This is a genomic window from Streptomyces acidicola (assembly GCF_009377235.1).
GTDB lineage: Bacteria > Actinomycetota > Actinomycetes > Streptomycetales > Streptomycetaceae > Streptomyces > Streptomyces acidicola.
In genome coordinates, this window is the sequence record NZ_VMNX01000060.1 from 23,724 (window position 1) to 42,880 (window position 19,157).

General features: G+C 70.9%; 20 protein-coding genes and 1 pseudogene. 5 read left to right on the plus strand and 16 right to left on the minus strand.

The genetic code is table 11. The features are described from left to right. Nucleotides 1-102: 102 nt before the first annotated feature. From FPZ41_RS18105 to FPZ41_RS18145, 9 genes are all read right to left on the minus strand, one after another. Nucleotides 103-897 carry an enoyl-CoA hydratase/isomerase family protein gene (locus tag FPZ41_RS18105; protein ID WP_228022798.1) on the minus strand — a complete coding sequence of 265 codons (795 nt, stop codon included), beginning with the start codon at nt 895-897 and terminating at the stop codon, nt 103-105. Beyond that, nucleotides 894-1,679 (minus strand): SDR family NAD(P)-dependent oxidoreductase, encoded by a 786-nt coding sequence (locus FPZ41_RS18110; protein WP_152863869.1) that lies wholly within the window; start codon nt 1,677-1,679, stop codon nt 894-896. The genes FPZ41_RS18105 and FPZ41_RS18110 overlap by 4 nt, the downstream gene beginning before the upstream one ends. Beyond that, nucleotides 1,676-2,452 (minus strand): SDR family oxidoreductase, encoded by a 777-nt coding sequence (locus tag FPZ41_RS18115; RefSeq protein ID WP_131565167.1) that lies wholly within the window; start codon nt 2,450-2,452, stop codon nt 1,676-1,678. The genes FPZ41_RS18110 and FPZ41_RS18115 overlap by 4 nt, the downstream gene beginning before the upstream one ends. Beyond that, a complete protein-coding gene (locus FPZ41_RS18120) occupies nt 2,449-3,702 on the minus strand; it encodes an acyl-CoA dehydrogenase family protein (protein ID WP_322620388.1) in 1,254 nt (417 codons plus the stop codon). Before FPZ41_RS18120 ends, FPZ41_RS18115 begins: the two co-directional genes overlap by 4 nt. A gap of 92 nt (nt 3,703-3,794) precedes the next feature. Continuing rightward, entirely contained in the window at nt 3,795-4,775 is a 981-nt protein-coding gene (locus tag FPZ41_RS18125; protein ID WP_152863871.1) for a phosphotransferase family protein, read from the minus strand. After that, nucleotides 4,772-5,986: an acyl-CoA dehydrogenase family protein gene (locus tag FPZ41_RS18130; RefSeq protein ID WP_194236132.1), complete on the minus strand. Its 1,215-nt coding sequence runs from the start codon at nt 5,984-5,986 to the stop codon at nt 4,772-4,774. Before FPZ41_RS18130 ends, FPZ41_RS18125 begins: the two co-directional genes overlap by 4 nt. A gap of 61 nt (nt 5,987-6,047) precedes the next feature. Next, entirely contained in the window at nt 6,048-7,193 is a 1,146-nt protein-coding gene (locus tag FPZ41_RS18135) for a thiolase family protein (RefSeq protein ID WP_152863875.1), read from the minus strand. Continuing rightward, nucleotides 7,190-7,591, minus strand: a complete 402-nt coding sequence (locus FPZ41_RS18140) for a Zn-ribbon domain-containing OB-fold protein (RefSeq protein WP_407698791.1) — start codon at nt 7,589-7,591, stop codon at nt 7,190-7,192. Before FPZ41_RS18140 ends, FPZ41_RS18135 begins: the two co-directional genes overlap by 4 nt. After that, on the minus strand, nt 7,576-8,364 hold the full coding sequence (locus FPZ41_RS18145) for an enoyl-CoA hydratase/isomerase family protein (RefSeq protein WP_131565157.1): 789 nt from the start codon (nt 8,362-8,364) through the stop codon (nt 7,576-7,578). The genes FPZ41_RS18140 and FPZ41_RS18145 overlap by 16 nt, the downstream gene beginning before the upstream one ends. Before the next feature lie 256 nt (nt 8,365-8,620). Between FPZ41_RS18145 and FPZ41_RS18150 the strand changes: the two genes are divergently transcribed. Next, complete coding sequence (locus FPZ41_RS18150) at nt 8,621-9,484, plus strand: 3-hydroxybutyryl-CoA dehydrogenase (protein WP_152863877.1); 864 nt, start codon at nt 8,621-8,623, stop codon at nt 9,482-9,484. Nucleotides 9,485-9,662: 178 nt separating this feature from the next. Here the strand turns inward: FPZ41_RS18150 and FPZ41_RS18155 are convergent, their stop codons facing one another. Beyond that, nucleotides 9,663-10,808: an acyl-CoA dehydrogenase family protein gene (locus FPZ41_RS18155; RefSeq protein ID WP_152863879.1), complete on the minus strand. Its 1,146-nt coding sequence runs from the start codon at nt 10,806-10,808 to the stop codon at nt 9,663-9,665. Nucleotides 10,809-11,061: 253 nt separating this feature from the next. Here FPZ41_RS18155 and FPZ41_RS18160 point away from each other — a divergent pair, with 253 nt between their 5' ends. Together FPZ41_RS18160 and FPZ41_RS18165 are read left to right on the plus strand one after the other, a co-directional pair. Continuing rightward, nucleotides 11,062-12,132: an NAD(P)-dependent alcohol dehydrogenase gene (locus tag FPZ41_RS18160; protein WP_152863913.1), complete on the plus strand. Its 1,071-nt coding sequence runs from the start codon at nt 11,062-11,064 to the stop codon at nt 12,130-12,132. Nucleotides 12,133-12,204: 72 nt separating this feature from the next. After that, on the plus strand, nt 12,205-12,954 hold the full coding sequence (locus tag FPZ41_RS18165; protein WP_131565151.1) for an SDR family oxidoreductase: 750 nt from the start codon (nt 12,205-12,207) through the stop codon (nt 12,952-12,954). A gap of 147 nt (nt 12,955-13,101) precedes the next feature. Here the strand turns inward: FPZ41_RS18165 and FPZ41_RS18170 are convergent, their stop codons facing one another. The 4 genes and pseudogenes from FPZ41_RS18170 to FPZ41_RS50570 all read right to left on the minus strand — a co-directional run. Continuing rightward, entirely contained in the window at nt 13,102-14,403 is a 1,302-nt protein-coding gene (locus FPZ41_RS18170; RefSeq protein WP_152863881.1) for an MFS transporter, read from the minus strand. A 297-nt stretch (nt 14,404-14,700) separates the two neighbouring features. Further along, nucleotides 14,701-15,306 carry a TetR/AcrR family transcriptional regulator gene (locus FPZ41_RS18175; RefSeq protein ID WP_322620389.1) on the minus strand — a complete coding sequence of 202 codons (606 nt, stop codon included), beginning with the start codon at nt 15,304-15,306 and terminating at the stop codon, nt 14,701-14,703. 318 nt (nt 15,307-15,624) lie between these two features. Then, nucleotides 15,625-15,807, minus strand: a complete 183-nt coding sequence (locus tag FPZ41_RS48330) for a hypothetical protein (RefSeq protein WP_228022800.1) — start codon at nt 15,805-15,807, stop codon at nt 15,625-15,627. A 173-nt stretch (nt 15,808-15,980) separates the two neighbouring features. Continuing rightward, nucleotides 15,981-16,099: pseudogene (locus tag FPZ41_RS50570) on the minus strand (HipA family kinase); the annotation flags it as partial. 198 nt (nt 16,100-16,297) lie between these two features. On the opposite strand from FPZ41_RS50570, the gene FPZ41_RS18185 reads away from it, so the two are divergent. Next, on the plus strand, nt 16,298-16,795 hold the full coding sequence (locus FPZ41_RS18185) for a Rieske (2Fe-2S) protein (RefSeq protein WP_152863883.1): 498 nt from the start codon (nt 16,298-16,300) through the stop codon (nt 16,793-16,795). 12 nt (nt 16,796-16,807) lie between these two features. On the opposite strand, the gene FPZ41_RS18190 is transcribed toward FPZ41_RS18185, so the two are convergent. Next, the gene (locus FPZ41_RS18190; protein WP_152863885.1) at nt 16,808-17,452 is read right to left on the minus strand and encodes an isochorismatase family protein; all 645 of its coding nucleotides are present in this window, start codon (nt 17,450-17,452) and stop codon (nt 16,808-16,810) included. Between the two features lie 117 nt (nt 17,453-17,569). On the opposite strand from FPZ41_RS18190, the gene FPZ41_RS18195 reads away from it, so the two are divergent. Further along, nucleotides 17,570-18,037 (plus strand): pyridoxamine 5'-phosphate oxidase family protein, encoded by a 468-nt coding sequence (locus FPZ41_RS18195; protein ID WP_152863887.1) that lies wholly within the window; start codon nt 17,570-17,572, stop codon nt 18,035-18,037. Nucleotides 18,038-18,120: 83 nt separating this feature from the next. Here FPZ41_RS18195 and FPZ41_RS18200 read toward each other — a convergent pair whose 3' ends face one another. Beyond that, nucleotides 18,121-19,038 carry a LysR family transcriptional regulator gene (locus FPZ41_RS18200; RefSeq protein WP_152863889.1) on the minus strand — a complete coding sequence of 306 codons (918 nt, stop codon included), beginning with the start codon at nt 19,036-19,038 and terminating at the stop codon, nt 18,121-18,123. Nucleotides 19,039-19,157 lie beyond the last annotated feature (119 nt).

Here is a 19,157-nt window from a genome sequence, read left to right on the forward strand (position 1 = left end):
CATGAGTTCGGGGGAGGGGGCGGAACTGAGGCGTACGGGCCGGTGGGCCGGGCCTGCGGGTCACCCCCGCGTCGTACGGGTCAGGGCCGGGTCAGGGACTGGTCACGGACTGGGCGGCAGGGGCAGGAATTCGGGCGTCCGTTTGGCGAGGAAGGCGGCGACGCCTTCGCGGCCCGTGTCGGAGACCGCCGCGGCGGCGAGGGCGCGGGCCTCCTGGTCCAGATGCGGACCCAGATCGACGGTGAACCCGGAGGCTACGAGCCTGCGCGTGGCACCGAACGCGGCGGTGGGTCCCCGGCGCAGGGCCTCGGCCGTGCGCGCGGCCTCCTCGGCCAGCCGCCCGGCGGCGACGACCCGGCTCACCAGTCCGATGGCCGCGGCCTCCGCCGCCGGTACCCGGCGGTTGGTCAGCAGCAGGTCCAGGGCCCTCTTGGGGCCGACGAGACGAGGCAGGAACCAGCTCACTCCGGCGTCCGGCGAGTAGCCGATGCCGGTGTACGCGGCGGTGAACGACGCGTCGTCGGCAGCGAGCGTCACATCGGCCGCCGCGGCCAGGCCGATGCCTGCCCCGGCCACCGCGCCCTGCACGGCGGCCACCATGGGTGCGTCGATGGCGGCGAACGTGCGCAGGGCCTCGTGCAGCGCGTCGGTGACCGCGAGGAGGTGTTGCTGCAGAGCCTCACCCGAGAGCGTGGAGAACTCCCGCAGGTCGCCTCCCACGCAGAACGACCGTCCCTCACCGGTCAGCATGACGGCCCGCACGTCCTGCCGCTCGCACTCCCGTGCCGCGTCCAGCAGCGCACGCGCCGTCTCCAGGTCGATGGCGTTGCCCGCCGCGCCCCGGCACAGGGAGACATGGGCCAGGCCGTCGTCGCGGATCTCGGTGCGGACACTCATCGCGCGGTCCATCCGCCGTCGACGGTCAGCACCTGTCCGGTGCAGTACGAGGAGGCGTCCGAGGCCAGGAAGAGCAGCGCGCCGTCGAGTTCGTGGTCATGGCCGCCGCGGCACAGCAGCGTGTTGCGCTCGACCCAGCGGCTGGAGCGGCCGTCGGCGAAGAGGTCCGCGGTCATCTCCGTACGGAACCAGCCTGGAGCCAGGGCGTTGACGCGTGTTCCGCCGCGGCCCCACTGTCCGGCCAGCTCACGGGTCAGACCGATCAGACCCGCCTTGGACGCCGAGTAACTCGCCCCGCCGAGGGGCGCGGCGGTGACCAGGCCGAGGATGGACGAGACGTTGATGATGCTCCTGCCCGCGGGCGGCGGGCCGGCGGGGGCCGGGGCCTCGACGGTGAGCCGAGCCAGATGGAACGGCGCGGTGAGGTTCACCCCGAGAACGCCGGCGAAGGAATCCGGGGACTCGTGCTCGGCGAGCGTCTCGCCGGAAGTGGCCGCGTTGTTGACCAGGACGTCGATACGGCCGGTGGCGCTCAGCGCCGTGTCCACGAGTCTCACGCGGTCGGCCTCCAGGGAGACATCGCAGGCGACGGGGTGGATGCGCGCGTCGGAGTCGGCGAGTTCCTTCAGCCGGACGGTGCGGCGGGCGGCGGCGAACACGGTGGCGCCGGCGCCCGCGAGGACGGCGGCGAAGCGCGCGCCGAGCCCCGCCGAGGCGCCGGTGACGATCGCCGTCCTGCCGTGCAGCGAGAACAGGTCGGAGGCGGATCGCGGGGCGCTCATTCGTCCACCCCGATCGGCAGGGCGGTCGCGCCGCCGTCGAGCACCAGCGTCTGGCCGGTCATCCATGAGGAGGCGTCGGAGGCCAGGAACAGTGCCGCGTTCGCCACGTCCTCCACCGTGCCGAGGCGCCGCAGCGGCAGCCTGGCGGTGAGGACGGTTTCGCGCACCTCCCACACCGCCCGTGCCAGCTCCGTCTTGATCAGCCCGGGAGCGATGGCGTTGACACGGACCCGAGGCCCGAGTTCGTAGGCGAGCTGCCGTGTCATGTGCAGCATGGCGGCCTTGGTGGCGTTGTAGTAGCCGATGTGCGGGTCGACGATCAGGCCGCCGACGGAGGCGATGTTGACCACCGTTCCGCCGTGCTGGGCCATCCATGCCTGCCAGACGCAGCGGGTCCAGGCGACCATGCCGTACTGGTTGACGCGGACGGTCTTCTCCGCGCGGGGCAGGTCCAGATCGAGCAGGTCGCCGTGGTAGGGGTTGGTCGCCGCGTTGTTGACGAGGATGTCGACGCGGCCGAACCGGGTCATGGTCCCGTCGACGCAGGCCTGGGCCTGTTCGGGTTCGCCGGCGTTGGCGACGACCGTGTGGATGTCGCCGTCGCCCTTGACGCGCGACAGTTCCTCGCGCGCCTCGTCGAGTCCCGCCGCCTTCCGGGCGGCGATCACCACATGGGCGCCCGCGGCCCGGTAGGCGGTGGCGATGCCGAGGCCGATACCGCGGGATCCGCCGGTGATGACGGCGACCCGGCCCGCCAGGGTGTCGGTGCTCATGCTTCCCCTGCCTTCATGTCGGTCTTTTCGCCCTTTTCGCTCCCGGGCTTCCGGTATTTGGCGAGTTCCTGGCGGGCCACCGTCCGCAGATGGACCTCGTCGGGGCCGTCGGCGATGCGCAGCGCCCGCGTGATGGCGTACAGCCGGGCCAGTACGGTGTCGTCGCTGACGCCTGCCGCACCATGTGCCTGGACGGCGCGGTCGACCACCTTGTGGGCGACCTCCAGCGCTGCCACCTTGATCGCGGCGACCTCCATTCGGGCGGCGGCGTTACCGATGGTGTCCATCAGCCAGGCGGACTTCAGGACGAGGAGGCGCACCTGCTCGATCTCGATGCGGCTGCGGGCGATCCATTCGCGCACCACTCCCCGGTCGGCGAGCGGCCCGCCGAACGCCATGCGTTCGGTGACGCGTTCGCACATCAGCTGAAGGGCGCGTTCCGCGAAGCCGACGGCGCGCATCGCGTAGTGCATACGGCCGGGGCCGAGCCGCCCCTGGGCGAGTGCGAAGCCCTGCCCCTCCCCGCCGAGGATGTTCTCCGCCGGTACGCAGACGTCGTCGAAGAGCACGTCGCCGTGCCCGAGCCGGTCGGTGTAGCCGAACATGGGAAGGTCCCGCAGGACCCGCACGCCCGGGGTGTCCCGCGGGATGAGCACCATGCTCTGCTGCCGGTAGGCCGGCGCCCCCGGGTCCGTCTTGCCCATCAGGATGATCAGTTCGCAGTCGGGGTCGAGGATCCCGGAGGTGTACCACTTGCGGCCGTTGACGACGTAGCTGTCGCCGTCGCGGGTGATGCGCGTGCGGATGTTGCGTGCGTCGGAACTGGCGACCTCGGGCTCGGTCATGGCGAAACAGGAGCGGATCTCGGCGTCCAGGAGGGGCCGCAGCCAGCGCTCCTGCTGCTCGCGGGTGCCGTAGAGCGCCAGCAGTTCCATGTTCCCGGTGTCGGGCGCGGAGCAGTTGAACACCTCGGGGCCGATGACGGAGCGGCCCGCCAGCTCGGCGAGCGGCGCGTACTCGAGGTTGGTCAGTCCCGCGCCCCAGTCGCCGTGTGCCATGAAGAGGTTCCACAAGCCTTCGGCGCGCGCCTTCTCCTTCAGCTCGGCCATCACCGGGGGCAGGGCGTGCGGGTCGTCGGCCCCGGCCAGCTGCCGGTCGTACACGGCTTCCGCCGGGAGGACGTGCTGCTCCATGAACGCCCGCATGCGGTCGGCGAGTTCTCTCGCCCGCGGCGAGTATGCGAAATCCACGGTTGCTCCTGTCTTCACGTGCGGATCGGGTGGTGTCCCCGTGCCGTGGCCATGCCGTGGCAAGTGGGCCGAGTGCCGCGGCCCCGGGCCGGTCAGGGCCCGCCGAGGATGTCGCGGGCCGTGCGGATCATCGCGGCGATGGTGGGGGGCAGCCGCTCCTGGTGCGGGTCGTGGTGCTTGCCCTCGCGGTGGCGGCGCAGGTTGTGGCCCATGATCGCGGCCATCTTCATGCGGCCCAGCGCCCTGAACCAGTCCATGGCGGGCAGCGCCGGTCGCCCGTCGAGGTAGGCGTCCAGCAGTCCGGCCTCGGTGGGCAGGCCGGGCACGGGGTGTCCCAGCCGGGGGAAGTTGCGGTGGTCGGCGAAGAGCAGGAACCAGCCGAGGTCGATCCGCGGGTCGCCGACGCTCCAGATCTCCCAGTCGACGACGGCCGCGGCACGCTCGCCGACGCACAGCACATTGCCGAGCCGGAAGTCACCGTGCAGCAGGACCGGCGCCATGCCGCTCGGTACGTCGTCGGCCAGCCGTTGCAGCAACTCCTCACCGCCCGGCCGCAGTTCCTCGGGTACGGCGTGCATCGTGCGGCTCCATCGCATCAGCTCACCCGCCGCGTCCAGCGGTTCGGGCGGGTCCAGCCCGGGGCTGTGGACATCGGTCGCGTGCAGCCGCCGCAGTACGCGCGCGATCTCCAGCATCCGCGCACGCGCCGTCGCGGCCGGCACCTCCTGGTCGTCGAGTACGGGTTCGACGGCCTCACCCTCGGCGAAGTCCATGGCGAACCAGGCCGGCTGGGTCCTGTCGACGCATGCCACGCCCGGTACCGGTACGTCCGATCCGGCGAGTGCCGTCAGTACCCGCGCCTGGCGCAGCACGTCGTTGCGGCCCACGGGCCGCTGTCCCTCGGGGACCGCCTTGACGACGTACCGGGAGTCACCGGCGGTCACCGAGTACGTCAGACCCGAGTGGCCGCCCGGCAGGGTCCGCAACTCCCCTATGGACGCTCCCGGATGGCGCTGGGCGAGACGGTCCCGGACCCGTACGGCCAGGTCCGGTACCCGGGTCGCCGTGTTCATCGGACGGGCTCCTTCGGCAGGCCGAGGACGCGCTCGGCGAGGATGTTGTGCTGGATCTCGTCGGTACCGCCCGCGATGCTGTAGCCAGGTGCACCGAGCAGGTGCTCGGTCCAGGCGTACGTGCCCCACTCCCCCGTGTCCGCGACGAGGCGCGGCCCCAGCAGTTCGGACACCAGATCGCTGGTGCGGCGCATGGTCTCGGTGGCGTAGAGCTTGCCGACCGAGGCTTCAGCGCCGGGCTCCCGACCGGCGACGAGGGCCGCCGTCACCCTCAGCCCGATGAGGCGCTGGACGAGGGTGCGGATGTGCAGATCGGCGGCCCGCTGCCGTTCGCTGCCGGTGAGGGGGCGGTCCAGGTGCCGGGCGAGTTCCAGCGCCCGGTCGGCGTTGTCCAGGCCGAGGCTCCCGGAGTCGAGCCGCTCGGCGGCGAGCACGCTGAGGGTGACCCGCCAGCCCTCCCCGACCGGTCCGAGCCGGTCGGTGTCGGGCACCACCACGCCGTCGAGGTAGACCTCGTTGAAGCTGGACCCTCCGGTCATCTGACGGATCGGCCGCACGGTCACGCCCGGCGCGTCCATGCGGACGAGGAAGACGGTGATGCCCGCGTGCTTGCGCACGTCGGGGTCGGTGCGGCAGACGGCGACCCCCCAGGCCGCGACCCGGGCGCCGGAGGTCCACACCTTGTGACCGCTCAGCACCCAGGTGTCGCCCTCGGGTACGGCTTTCGTCCGCACGGCGGCCAGGTCGGAACCGGCCTCGGTCTCGGAGAAGAGCTGGCAGGCCAGTTCGTCCGTGCGCAGCATGGGCCGCAGCCAGCGCCGCTTCTGCTCCTCGGTGCCCCAGATGCCGATCGCCGGGGCGACGAGCTGCTGCGTCACAGGGAAGATCTCGGTGCGCTGGGGGACGTCGAAGGCCGCCTCCTCCGAGCGGTAGAGCTGCTCGTAGTGCGCGGGCAGGCCGCGTCCTCCGTACTCGGCGGGCCAGGTGAGCGCACCCCACCCCTGGTCGTAGCGCGTGCGTTCCCATTCCTGGGTCCCGGCGGTGTGCTCACGCTCCTGCCGTTCGCTCCAGTTCTCGAACACGGCGACTGAGTCGGAGCCGCTGCCCCACTCCCCGTCGGCGGCCCGCCTCCGGGCGACCGTGGCGAGCCACTGCCGGGCCTCGGCGCGGAAGTCCTCCGTTTCCGGTGTGCCGCTCAACTCTTCCTCCATCTCAGCTCGGCAGGACGTTCGACGGACGTTTCGCGGGTCGTTCAGAGGGTTCGCGGGTGGTTCAGAGGGAGAGCACCGTGCAGGCGCTGACGCCCGGGGCGCCGTACACATGGGTGAAGCCGACCCTGGGCCCGCCCGGGACCTGACGGTCGCCGGCCCGGCCGCGCAGCTGCTGGACGACCTCGTAGACCTGACGCAGCCCCGAGGCGCCGATGGGCTCGCCGTTGGCGATGCAGCCGCCATCGGTGTTGACCGGCAGTACGCCGCCGATCCCGGTGGCACCGGTGGCGATCAGCTTCTCCTGTTCGCCGTCCTCGCAGAATCCGCATTCGGCCATGTGCATGACCTCGGCGCCGCTCTCGGTGTCCTGGAGCTGGCAGACGTCGACGTCACCGGGGCCGATCCCCGCCTCCTCGAAGGCCGCGGCCGAGGCGTCACTGCTGACACTGGTCAGCTCGCCGGCGGGTATCCACGGGCTGAACACCTCGAACGAACCGAACCGCCGGCTGCGCACCACCGCCGACCGCAGTGCGACCGGCCGGGCGTCCAGACGGCGGGCGGCCTCGGGCGAGCAGAGGACGAGCGCGGCGGCGCCCGCTCCGGGCGAGCAGAACATGAAGCGGGTCAGCGGATCACTGACCATGCCCGAGCCGAGGATGTCCTCGGCGGTGACCGGCTCACGGCGCCACGCCTCGGGGGTCAGGGCCCCATTGCGGTACGCCTTCTCGGCGACCAGCGCGAGGGTGCGCGGGGTGATCCCGTGGTCATGCATATAGCGCTGGATCTTCATGCCGAAGAACTGGGTGGTCACCATGAGGCCGTCGCTGCCGTACTCCGCTGCCAGCCCCCAGTCCTCGGGCCTGGGGTCGAAGGCGCCCCGTGGGTGCTTGTCGAATCCGACGGCGAGGACGACATCCGCCATGCCGGAGCGGATGGCGTTCACCGCGGAGACCAGCGCGCTGCCCCCGGTGGCGCAGCCGTTCTTGACGTTGACGAACGGCAGCCCCGTCAGGCCGAGTCGGGCCACCAGGGTGTCGGCGAGCCCGGCACTGTCACTGCCGCCGAACGCGGCCCGGACGCGTGACCACTCGATCCCCGCGTCCGCCAACGCGGCGTTCACCGCGGCGACGGCCAGCTGTCGGCCGCTCGCCTCCGTCCGGCCGAACGGGGTGCGTCCGGCGCCGCAGATCAGCACCTCGGTGCTCATGAGCCCTCCTCACCCGGGTCGAGGGCCCTGGCCCGGGGCACCCCGCGGCCCCCGGTCACCGTGAGGGGCATGCCGATACGGATGTCGTCCAGGTCGTCGACCTCCAGCACGGCAGCCACCCGCACGCCTTCGGCCAGCTCGACGTAGCCGAGTGCGAACGGCGCGAAGCCGCCGGCCGGCACCCGGTAGGGCGGGGACTTGGGGGCGTACCGCTGTACCGTCCAGGTCCACAGCGTGCCCCTGCCACTCAGGCCTGCCGGCTCGGCGGGGCCGCCGCAGCGTGGGCACGCCTCGTCCGCGGGGTACACCGTCACCGAGCAGCCGGAGCAGCGCGAGCCTTCCAGGCCCCCGCTCGGGCTCCGCCGGTCCGTGACCATCCGGATCAGCGCCCCCGCCACTTGGGCTCACGCTTCTCCAGGAACGCCGACACGCCTTCGTTGGCGTCCTCGGAGTTGAGGGCCACACCGACGGCGAGATGCTCCATCACCATCAGGGACTGGGTGTCCGCGTCCAGGCTGCGGTCGATCGTCATCTTCGTGAGCCACATCGTGAAGGGGCTCTTGTCGACGAGGTCGCCGATGAAGTCCTGGACGGTCTCGTCCAGCTTGTCGGCCGGGGCGGACTTGTTGATCAGACCGAATTCGGCGGCCTCGACGCCGGAGAGCAGCTTGCCGGTGAGCATCAGCTCCTTCGTCTTGCGGATGCCGATCATGCGCGGCACCCGGTAGATCGGGCCGGCCCCGCCGAACAGCGCGCGGCGGATGTGGAAGTCGCCGATCCTGGCGTCGTCCGCGGCGATGGCGAAGTCGCACGAGATCATGATCTCGAAGCCGCCGGCGGTGACGTGTCCCTCCAGGACCGCGACCGAGGGGGTCTTCATCGAGTAGAGGCGGTCGCACACCTTGGCCGACTTCACCGCCACGTCGATGGCGTTGGACTTGCCGACGTAGTCCGCCTTCAGGCTGTCGAGGTCGAAGCCCGAGCAGAACGTGCCGCCACGGCCGCGGACCACCAGGACCCGCAGCTCGGGGTCCTCGTCGACCTCGGTGATGATCTCGTCGAGTCGGTCCAGGATCGGGACGGTGACGCAGTTCTTCTTCCAGGGACGGTTGAGCCAGACCCGGGCGACGTGACCGTCGCGTTCGAACTGGATCTCGTCTTCCACTGCCATCTCCGGCCTCCCGACGCTCGACCTGAACTGAATTCACTACGAGTCTGAGTCGCCCTTGATCCACTGTCAACCCCTTGCGGCAGAATCAAGCCCCGAAGGGGCAGGAGCACAGGACGCCACCCAAGCCGCTCCCCACCCTCAAGCGGGTTGATCAAACCGAACTTGCTTCACATACTCATTCGGACAGGGACCCGGAGGGGCTTGCCTCACCGAGCACCACACCGGCAACCCCACTTCTCGCGAGGAAGGGACATTCATGTCCGACATCTCCCGTCTCGGCGTCGTGGGCTGCGGCCTCATGGGCTCCGGCATCGCGGAGGTCGCCGCACTGCGCGGCCTCGACGTCGTCGTCGCCGAGTCGACACCCGAGCTGGCCGCCGCCGGGCGCGACCGCGTCACCGCCTCCCTGGACCGCGGTCTGAGGCGCGGCAAGCTCACCGAAACCGAACGCGAACAGGCGCTGACCCGGCTCTCCTTCACCCACGACCTGGGCGACCTGGCCGACCGGCAGTTCGTCATCGAGGCCGTCGCGGAGAACCGGGAGATCAAGTCGGAGGTCTTCCGCCGGCTCGACAACGCGGTGACCGACCCGGACGCCGTCCTCGCCACCAACACCTCCTCCATCCCCGTCGTCGACCTCGCCGTCACCACCGGTCGGCCCTCCCGCGTCGTGGGCCTGCACTTCTTCAACCCCGTACCGGTGCAGAAACTGGTGGAGGTGGTCCCCGCCCTCACCACGAGCGCCAACACCGTGGCCCGGACCCGCGGTTTCGCCACCGAGAACCTCGGCAAGGTGGCCGTCCAGGCACCCGACCGCTCCGGTTTCGTCGTCAACGCACTGCTGGTGCCGTATCTGCTCGCCGCGATCCGCATGGTCGAGTCCGCAACGGCGAGTGCGGAGGACATCGACAGCGGTATGGAACTCGGTTGCGCCCATCCGATGGGTCCGCTGCGGCTACTGGACCTGATCGGCCTCGACACGGCACAGGCTGTCGCCGAGTCGCTGTACGAGGAACACAAGGAGCCGCTGTACGCCGCTCCCCCACTGCTGCGGCGCATGGTCGCCGCCGGCCGCCTGGGCCGCAAGAGCGGGCGGGGGTTCTACGTCTACGACGCCTGACACGGCACCTGACACACCCGGCCCCGCCCGACGCGGACGGGGCCGGTCGCCGGAACACCGGCGCCGGCCCGTTTCCACGGTGCCCGCGCCGGGTCGCCCGGACGCCCGGGCGCGGTGCGTCGGCGCAGCACGGCGGCACGGTGCCCGTCCGGCACGCACTGCCGGAGTCCGGGTCTCCTCAGGCCGCGGGCTCACCGCCGAGGCCGATGAGTCCGGCGAGCCGCGCCCGGTTCCGGTCCGCGGTGCCGAAGAGGACCGCACTGCCGCGCGCCCGCCGCACGTACAGATGCGCCGGGTGCTCCCAGGTGAAGCCGATCCCCCCGTGCAACTGGACGTACTCGGCCGTCGCGAGGCGGAAGGTCTCGGAGCAGACCACGGCGGCGGCGCCGGCGGCGACCGGCAGCTGCGGCGACGCGGCGGCCACGCAGGCCGTCGCGTACGCGGCCGCCGAACGCGCCGCCTCCTGTGCGACCAGCACGTCGGCCAGCCGGTGCTTGACGGCCTGGAAGGATCCGATGGGGCGTCCGAACTGGTGGCGCTGCGCGACGAACTCGACGGTGGCGTCGAGCGCGTGGCCGCTGCCGCCGACCTGCTCGGCCGCGAGTGCGGCCCGCCCGACGTCGAGGGTCGCGGCCACCGTGTCCTCGATGCGCTCCGCCGTGCCCACGGCGGTGACCGGCGCGCCTCTGAACTCCATCACCGCTTGGCGGCGCGTCTCGTCCAGAACGCGGCGCGGCGTCCGGCGGCAGCTGTCCTCGGCCGGCTCGCAGGCGAACAGCCCGATACCACCGGGCGTTCGCGCCCGCACCAGGACCAGCTCCGCACCGGCGCCGTCGAGCACGAAGTCCGCCCGGCCGCGCAGCACCCAGCCCCGGCCCTCCTGCTCGGCGGTGACCTGCGGTTCGCCCTCGTCGAACGCGGCCACGGTCGCGGTGAGCGCACCCTCCGCGATCCGGGGCAGGTAACGCTCGCAGGACGTGCGGTCACCGCTGTACAGCAGGGCGTGAGCGGCGAGGACCACCGTGGGCAGCAGCGGCGCGCAGTACAGTGCGCGTCCGGCTTCCTCAAGGGCGACCGCCAGTTCGACGAACGTGAAACCCGCCCCGCCGTACTCCTCGGGTATCGCCAGCCCGTGGACCCCGATCTCGCCCGCGAGCCGCGCCCACAGCGCTTCGGCGTGTCCGCGCGGGGTGTCCAGATGCTTGCGGACCTCCTCGGGGCCGCTCACCTCGCTGTAGAAGTCCCTCAGGACGGTGCGCAGTTGCCGCTGTTCATCGGTTTCGAAGAGCAACTGGGGGTCGATCTCGGGGCGACCGGGGGGCATGGGGTCTCCATCGGGTTCGTGCGGCGAAGAATGATCAACCACTATCTAGAATCGAAGTCAATTCAAACCGTAGACAGCGGCCGCTGACCGGACAAGACCGGAGCGCGCACCCTTTCACTCCCAGGAAGCCCGGGAAACTTGCATCGACGGGGAGCTGACGGCGGCTCCGCGCATCGTCACCACACCATCCTGAATCAACTTCAGCTCTGTTATCCTGCCGCAGTCGGGTACGGACATGACCTGGGCGGTGGAGATGAGGGCGCTGAGGCTGACGGCATGGGGAGAGCCACCGGCATGGTGCGAGGTCGAGCGGCCCGTACCCCGCGGCGCCGAGGTGCTGGTGCGCGTCGAAGCCACCGGGCTGTGCCATTCCGATCTGCATGTCGTCGGCGCGGCTCCCGGAGTGCTCCCGTACCGGCTTCCGTTCACCCTCGGCCACGAGATCGCCGGGATCGTCGAGGCACTCGGCCCCGACGCCGACGGCCCGGATGCGGACGGCCTCGACACCGACGGCCTGGCGGCCGGTGACCGCGTGGTGGTGTACGGACCGTGGGGCTGCGACTCCTGCGGTCGCTGTGCTTCGGGCAGGGCCAATTACTGTGACCGGCGGGAGTCCCTCGCCTGGCACGGGGCGGGTCTGGGCCGTGACGGCGGAATGGCCGAGTACGTGCTTGTCCCGTCCGCGCGCCATCTGGCGCCGACAGGGGATCTCGCCGCCGGTCAGGCGGCCCCCCTGTCCGATGCGGGCCTGACGTCGTACCACGCCGTGGCCGGGATGCGGCCCGCGCTCGGCGAGGGCACCACCGCCGTCGTCATCGGAGTGGGCGGGCTCGGTCACCTGGCGATCCAGATCCTCCGTGCGACGACCGCGGGCCGCGTGTTCGCGGTTGACGTCCGGGAGGAGGCCCTGGCCCTCGCGCACCGCTGCGGAGCGGAGTTCGGCACGCTGCTGCGGGACGACACGGCCCGGGTGCTCAGGGCACGGACGGCGGGCTCCGGGGCGGACGCCGTGCTCGACTTCGTGGGCAGCAGCACGTCGCTGACGCTCGCCACCGGCGTGCTGCGCCCAGGAGGCGAGCTGGCGGTGGTGGGCAGCGGCGGCGGCCATCTGACGGTCCGCAAGCCCGGTGCCCTCCCGCCGGGCCTGAGGCTCTCCCTGCCCTTCTGGGGCACTCGCCCCGAGCTCGCGGACGTCATCTCGCTCGCGCGCTCCGGCGCGATCCATGTGGAAACGGAACCGTTCCCGCTGTCCGCCGCACAGGAGGCGTTCGACCGGCTCCGAGGGGGCCGGGTCCGAGGGCGGGCAGTGCTCGTGCCCGACTGAGACCGGCCGCGGGGCACGTCCCCATGCGCCGCGCCCGTTGCCGGATCACCCACTGCAGAAAGGAAGTTCGTCATGCGCTTCCAGGGAAAGGTCGCGATCGTCACCGGCGGGGCCCGGGGCATGGGAGCCTCCCATGCCCGCGGCCTGGCCGCGGAAGGCGCCCGGGTCCTGATCGGCGACGTACTGGACACCGAGGGAAAGGCCCTGGCGGAAGAAGTGCCCGGCGCCCGATACGTCCACCTCGACGTCACCCGTGAGGACTCGTGGCAGCATGCCCTGCACACCGCCGAGGAGGCCCTCGGTCCCGTGGACGTCCTGGTCAACAACGCGGGGATCGTTCACTTCGGCGGTGTCGAGGAGCAGTCTCCGGAGCACTTCCGGCGCATCCTCGACGTCAACCTGGTGGGGTCCTTCCTCGGCATGCACACCGTCCTCCCGGGCATGCGCGACCGCGGCCGGGGAGCGGTCGTCAACGTGTCGTCGGCGGCCGGCCTCGTGGGCTTCGCCGGCGGAGTCGGCTATGTCGCGAGCAAATGGGGCGTGCGCGGCATGACGAAAGCCGCGGCGCTGGACATGGCGGGCAGCGGGGTACGTGTCAACTCCGTACACCCGGGGGTCATCCGGACGCCCATGGGCGAGAGCGCTTCACCCGACCTGTTCGCCCACCAGCCGGTACCGCGCATGGGGGAGCCCGAGGAGGTCACTCGCATGGTGCTCTTCCTGGCCAGTGACGACGCCTCCTTCACCACCGGGGGCGAGTTCCTCATCGACGGCGGCCAGACCATCGGCGTGATCGGTCACGAGCAGGCCCCGGCGCACTGATCTGCTCCGCCGGCCGGCATCCGTCCAGGGTCCGGACGGGTGCCGTGGGCCCTCGCACACAGCAGGCCGGCCTTCCCTGGCACATGGGCGCGCGGGGCCCGGCATGATCGGGAAGACCGGCCTGGAGCGTCGCGGTGGCCGACGCCGCTACACGTCCTTTCGCACGGTGAACAGGGTGCCGATACCGATCAGGCAGACCGTCATGACGAACCACGCCGGGGAGAGCAGGTTGCCGGTCCGCTGAACCAGGTAGGCGGCGATGTAAGGTGCCGTTCCGCCCGCGAGCACGGTGCCGATGTTGTACCCGATGGCCATGCCGGTGTAGCGGACCCGACGGTCGAACAGGTGCGGCCACAGACTTGCCGCCGGAACCTGCACGATGGCGCTGCTCAGCATGTACAGCAGGTAGGCCAGGCCCGCCAGGACCAGGCTGTGGCGGCCCATCAGCATCATCGCCGGATAAGCGGTCACCAGGAATCCGATCAGCCCGGCCAGCAGAACGCGACGGCAGCCGAACCGTGCGGACAGCCAGCCCGCCGGCACCATGAGCAGGACCGTGACGAAGACGACGCCCGCGCTCAGCCAGAACACGTGTGTGGAGTCGTATCCGAGGTCGGTGGTCAGGTAGATGCCGAGGTACGTCAGGCCGAGGAAGATGGCCCCGCCCTGCGCCATCGCCAGACCGATGGACTGCAGCAGCGCCGTACGGTGCGTGGACAGGGTCTCGCGGATCGGAGCCGTGGGGATGTCGGCCTGTTCCGCGGCCTTCTTGAACTCCGGGGTGTCCTCGATGCGCAGCCGGGCCCAGAGGCAGACCAGGGTGAGCGGAATGGCCATCAGGAAAGGCAGCCTCCAGCCCCAGGCGGCCATCTGTTCCTCGGTGGTGAGCGCGGAGATCGTCCCGGCCGTGGCGGCCGCGAACATGAACCCGAGGTTCGACCCGATGGGCGTGACGGCGCCGAGGAACGCCCTGCGTTTCGGCGGCGCCGACTCATAGATGTAGGTGTAGGCGCCGACCGACTCACCGCCGGAGGAGATGCCCTGCACCACGCGGATGAGGAAGAGCAGCACCGTCGCGGTCACACCGATCTGGCCATAGGTCGGGAGCAGCCCCGTGATGCTGCTGGCCACCCCCATGGCCAGCACCGATGAGACCAGGGCCTTGCGCCGGCCCCACCGGTCGCCCAGCCACCCGAAGAAGACGCCGCCGATCGGACGCACCACGAGTCCGGTGGCGAAGACCAGGAGAGCCGCCAGCACGGAGGCCGCCGGATCGTCGCTGGGAAAGAACTGCGGGGCGATCGCCACGGCTAGATAGCCGTAGACACTGAAGTCGTAGTACTCGATCAGGGTGCCGATACTGCCGGCGAGCATCGCACGACGTACCGACCGCGGATCGAGCGACGAGTCCTCCGCCCCTGGCGCGGCGGACCGCTCAGTCGCACTCATGATCCGGCTCTCCTTCCTGCGGCACGGGCCGACCCCTGCCGATGTGCGGGGAGGCTACTCGAACTGAACTCAGTACAGCTAGCCTCGTGCAGCCATGCGTTGGCGGACAGCGGGAATCCAACGATTCACCGAGGCAAGAAGGCTGGCCCGGGCCCGGTTTCGCATCAGGAAGGAGGGGGCGTACTCGCGACTGACTACCTGAGCCGAGTCGAGTTCATGTAACCGACCACGATGTCGCTCTCAGCGGTCTGGCGCCTGACAGGGACGAGCGGCCGGGCGACGGGTCCACACCCGGACTCAGCGCACGCCGGCCAGTTGCAGGGCGAAATCGCCGTACTGGTAGACGACCTGGTCTTCCGCCAGGTCCCCGTTCTCCCTGTACCAGACCGACACGCCCATCCCGAGGTCCAGGATCGCGTAGGAGGTGAGCTTCACCGAGGTGATCCGGAACCGGCCGGCCTCCACGCCCTCGGTGAGCAGGTTCCGGAAGGCGTGCTCGTAGTCCGCCCGCAGCCGCAGTACGTGCGCCCGGTGGGGCTCCTCCAGACTTCGGATCTCCCCCGTCCCCACGAAGGCCTCCAGGCGGTTGCGTGCATGGAAGCGGACGTGGGCCTCGGCGGCCCGGCGCAGCCGCTCCACGGTGTCCTCGCAGCCCGTCACCGCGTTGCGATGCGAACGCAGCAGGTCCTCCATCGTGCCCGTCATGATCTGCGCGAGCAGTTCCTGCTTGGAACTCACGTGCTTGTACAGGCTCGGGCCTCGCATCCCCACCGCCGCGCCGATGTCGGCCATCGTGGTGGCCGCGTACCCGCGCTCGGCGAAGAGGGCGAGGGCGGCGGTCCGGATCTCCGCCGCGCGCAGACCGGAAACCGTCGGCGACCGACGGCCGCTCTCTGGCGTCACGCTTCCTCCGCCCTACCCGTCGGCCGTCGCCCCGTGGGCGGATACGGGAATTCTTTCGCCCCCGACCCTAACGCACCCTGGCCTACTGCCTCCAAGGAAAGCCCGCGAACGCGCTCGCGGGCCCATGCCGCCGCTACCGCGGCGCGGCTCGCCTCGCCTCGCCGACGCCGGCCGCCGCCCTGCTGACGTTCCGGAAGCCGGAGGGACCCACCCGCTGGAAGAGCTCTCACCGGTCTTGCCGCACCATCCGCTCAACAAGCGCAGCAGTCGCCACCCGAGACTGCCGCAGGATCACTGCCAGAAGGCCCCTCACCCATTTCAAGATCTCTCAGCCGAGAGCTGCGTCACCAGCCTCCGTCGACAGAACACCTGGGCCGCGAAGCCCTCGACGAGCCGGTCCGTGGTGAGAATGGCCTGGGTGCAGGTGGGCCGGTTCCGTTCATGGGCGGCGTACAGCATCTCGGGGAGAAAAGCGGCGGTGGCGTCGCTGACCAGCGTCACGTGGTACCGCTGCCCGTGACGACGGCACTTCTTGTGGAGTCTGGGGAGTATCCGCGCTGCCGGGGAGCACACGGGGAGGACCGAGCGCATAACACGGCACGCCTGTGAAAGTCGCTGAAAGACGAATCATCGCAGGCCGGCTCCAGGGGGAGCCGCATCACCGCAGATCAACTCCCCCAGCCGGACAACGTCATGACATGGGTGCCGAGGTCGCGGCCTCGACCAGTCCCGGCAGCGACCCGCCCTCACGCAGCGGCGTGATGTACCGGGTCGCGGTGACTTCTTTGAGCATCGCCCCAGGTTACTGGGGCAGGGACGGACGCCGGAGACGGCCCGGGCGGCGGTGCGCGCCCCCCGACAGCGAACCGACAGCTCCGCTTTACCCATGTCTCATCGCATACGGGCGAAGATTTCGGCATCGTCTGAACAGGCGATCTCTGCCGACCGTACCTGTCGGCAGATGCACACCTCCATGGAAGGGAACCCCAGCATGACCAGCGCACCGCACCAGCCCGCATCGAAACCGGCCCGCCGCGCCGTGATCGCAGCAGCCGGCGCGACGGGGCTCGCCGTCGCGCTGACCGCGTGCGGATCGGAAGACGACTCCTCGTCCGCCTCCTCGAACTCCAGCGCCGCCGGCACCGAGCAGGGCGACACCGCGAGCAGTGGTGGCACGAGCGGCGGCGACGCGGGCTCGGGCGGCACGGAGGTGGCGAAGACCTCCGACATCCCGGAGGGCGGCGGCATGGTCTTCGCCGACCAGAAGATGGTGGTCACGCAGCCGACGGCGGGCGAGTTCAAGGCGTTCTCGGCGACATGCACCCACCAGGGCTGTGCCGTGAAGAGCATCAAGGACGGCGTCATCAACTGCCCCTGCCACAACAGCAACTTCTCGATCACCGACGGCAGCGTGAAGAGCGGCCCGGCGACCAAGCCCCTGCCCGCCATGGAGATCACCGTCGACGGCGACTCGATCAAGATGGCCTGAGCCGGCGAACGCTCATGCCCGTCGGCGGTGCCGCTTGAGACAGGCCAGCACCTCGTCCGTGGTCGCGACCGTGGCGACCAACGCGAGGGTGTTGCGGATCATCGCGGGGGTGTACTCGGAGGGCACCCCCGCGATGGCGTCCCCGGGCACGACGGCCGTGTAGCCGAGGTTGACGGCGTCGAACACCGTGTTCGGGACGGCCACGTTGGCCGAGACACCGGTCACGACCAGTGTGCGGCAGCCGAGGTTGCGCAGCAGCGCGTCGAGGTCGGTGCCGGCGAGCGGTGAGAGCCCGTGCAGCCGCCGTACGACCAGGTCCTCCTCGGCGACCTCGACGGGCGGCGCGACGCGCACGGCCGCGGTGCCCGACAACTGTCGGACGGGCAGCCGTTCGGCCGCGCGGAACAGCCTGGCGTTGCGGCTCGCGCCACGGCCGTCGGGGCGCCGCTCGGCGACGGCGTGCACGACCTGTACCCCGCTCTCGTGGGCCGCGGCGACCAGCCGGGCGGCGTTCGCCAGCGCACCCGACGAGCGCGCCTCCTTCGCCAGTTCGGGCAGTGCGCTGTCCGGGCCCACGACGCCCTGCTGGCACTCGACGGTGAGCAGCACCGTGGTCGCGGGGTCGAGCAGGGCGCTGAGCGCTTCGTACGACGGCATGGCTCCCCTTCGTCCTGTCACCGGCACTCGGGGCGGGCGAGCGTAACGCCCCTTGCGCCTGGGCGGAAGACAACTCATGCTGCCTTTCTGACACTACGTCAGAACCGGGGAGGTTTCATGGCCGTCACGCAGCGCCGGGGCCGGAAGATCATGATGGCGCCGGCCGAGCTGAACGAGTTCCTGGCCACGCAGCGCACCTGCCGCGTCGCGACGGTCTCGGCCGACGGAGCTCCACACGTCAGCCCGCTGTGGTTCGTCTGGGACGGAACCTCGCTGTGGCTGTACTCGATCACGCGCAGCAAGCGGTGGGCCGACCTGCGCCGTGATCCGCGGGTCGCCGTCACGGTCGACGCGGGCGAGGACTACGGCGAACTGCGCGGCGTCGAGCTGTCGGGCACCGTGGACTTCGTCGGGGAGGCTCCTCGTACGGGCGAGCCGGCCCCCGAACTCGCCTCCGTGGAGCGCCTGTTCGCCCGCAAGAACTTCGGCCTGGACGAGATGCCGCACGACGGCCGCCACGCGTGGGTACGGCTGACGCCGGAGTCGATCGCTTCGTGGGACTTCAGGAAGATGGCGTCCTCGTGAAGCCGTCGGCATGGCGGCGAGGCACCGCGTCACAGTGAGGCACGCCGTCTCTGTGACTCACAGCATCACTGTGACTCACGGCATCACTGCGAGGCCGCCGAGCCGATGCTCTCCCCCGCCTTCTGCAGGGCCTCCACCGCCGCCCTGATCGAGGGGCGCCGGTCGGCGTCCGCGCGCCACACCGCGTAGATGTACCGGTGGACACGGTGCCGCAGCGGCACGGCCCGCACCCCCGCCGGTATCGGATCGCGTCCGAGCCGGGGTGCGACACAGACGCCCAGCCCGGCGGCAACCAGGGCGAGCTGGGTCTGGTGCTCCTCGGCGCGGTGGGCGATACAGGGCTCGATGCCCTTGCCCCGCAGCGTGTAGAGCAGCCACTCATGACAGAACTCGCCCTCGGCCCAGGCGACCCACTCGTCGTCGGCGAAGTCCTCCAGGTCGACCGCGTCCCGGCCGGCGAGCGGGTGCCCCTCGGGCATCGCGATCTCCACGGGGTCGTCGAGGATCGCGGCCTTGGCGAGCCCTTCAGGCATGGGCAGGGGCTTGTTGTACCAGTCGAGGACGACGGCCAGGTCGGCGTCGCCCCGGATCACCGCGTTGACCCCGAGTTCGGGCTCCAGCTCACGTGACCGCACCCGCAGTGCCGGATGGTCGGCCCGCAGCGTACTCAGCACCGCCGGGAACAGCCCGCGCATCGCCGTCGGAAACGCGATCAGCCGCAGCTCGCCCACCACCTGCCCGCGCTGCGCCTCCAGATCGGACTGAGCGAGCTCGACCTGGGACAGGATGCGTGCGGCGTGGTCGGCGAGCAGCCGTCCCGCGTCGGTGAGCCGCACCCCGCGTCCGTTCCTGGCCAGGAGCTGCTGTCCCACCTCGCGCTCCAGCTTGGCCATCTGCTGGGAGACGGCCGACGTCGTGACGTGCAGCCCCTCGGCCGCTCCGCTGACCGAGCCGTGCCGGGCCAGGGCATCCAGGGTGCGCAGGCGCTCCAGATTCAACATGTAAGTAATGCTACGAGATTCAGCTCAGCATTTCTCGCTTGTGCTACGAGATCGCGGGGAGGCATCGTTACGCCCATGACCACCGCCACTGGCGCCTCCCGCCCGTCCGCCCAGGCCCC

Bases quoted from the DNA above. Each gene is read 5' to 3' on its own strand.
- FPZ41_RS18190 (WP_152863885.1), bottom strand. From the start codon at position 17,452: ATGCCGTCGTACGAAGCGCTCAGCGCCCTGCTCGACCCCGCGACCACG.
- FPZ41_RS18195 (WP_152863887.1), top strand. From the start codon at position 17,570: ATGGCCGTCACGCAGCGCCGGGGCCGGAAGATCATGATGGCGCCGGCC.
- FPZ41_RS18165 (WP_131565151.1), top strand. From the start codon at position 12,205: ATGCGCTTCCAGGGAAAGGTCGCGATCGTCACCGGCGGGGCCCGGGGC.
- FPZ41_RS18125 (WP_152863871.1), bottom strand. From the start codon at position 4,775: ATGAACACGGCGACCCGGGTACCGGACCTGGCCGTACGGGTCCGGGAC.
- FPZ41_RS18105 (WP_228022798.1), bottom strand. From the start codon at position 897: ATGAGTGTCCGCACCGAGATCCGCGACGACGGCCTGGCCCATGTCTCC.
- FPZ41_RS18185 (WP_152863883.1), top strand. From the start codon at position 16,298: ATGACCAGCGCACCGCACCAGCCCGCATCGAAACCGGCCCGCCGCGCC.
- FPZ41_RS18170 (WP_152863881.1), bottom strand. From the start codon at position 14,403: ATGAGTGCGACTGAGCGGTCCGCCGCGCCAGGGGCGGAGGACTCGTCG.
- FPZ41_RS18160 (WP_152863913.1), top strand. From the start codon at position 11,062: ATGAGGGCGCTGAGGCTGACGGCATGGGGAGAGCCACCGGCATGGTGC.
- FPZ41_RS18200 (WP_152863889.1), bottom strand. From the start codon at position 19,038: ATGTTGAATCTGGAGCGCCTGCGCACCCTGGATGCCCTGGCCCGGCAC.
- FPZ41_RS18130 (WP_194236132.1), bottom strand. From the start codon at position 5,986: ATGGAGGAAGAGTTGAGCGGCACACCGGAAACGGAGGACTTCCGCGCC.
- FPZ41_RS18150 (WP_152863877.1), top strand. From the start codon at position 8,621: ATGTCCGACATCTCCCGTCTCGGCGTCGTGGGCTGCGGCCTCATGGGC.
- FPZ41_RS18145 (WP_131565157.1), bottom strand. From the start codon at position 8,364: ATGGCAGTGGAAGACGAGATCCAGTTCGAACGCGACGGTCACGTCGCC.
- FPZ41_RS18155 (WP_152863879.1), bottom strand. From the start codon at position 10,808: ATGCCCCCCGGTCGCCCCGAGATCGACCCCCAGTTGCTCTTCGAAACC.
- FPZ41_RS18115 (WP_131565167.1), bottom strand. From the start codon at position 2,452: ATGAGCACCGACACCCTGGCGGGCCGGGTCGCCGTCATCACCGGCGGA.
- FPZ41_RS18135 (WP_152863875.1), bottom strand. From the start codon at position 7,193: ATGAGCACCGAGGTGCTGATCTGCGGCGCCGGACGCACCCCGTTCGGC.
- FPZ41_RS18110 (WP_152863869.1), bottom strand. From the start codon at position 1,679: ATGAGCGCCCCGCGATCCGCCTCCGACCTGTTCTCGCTGCACGGCAGG.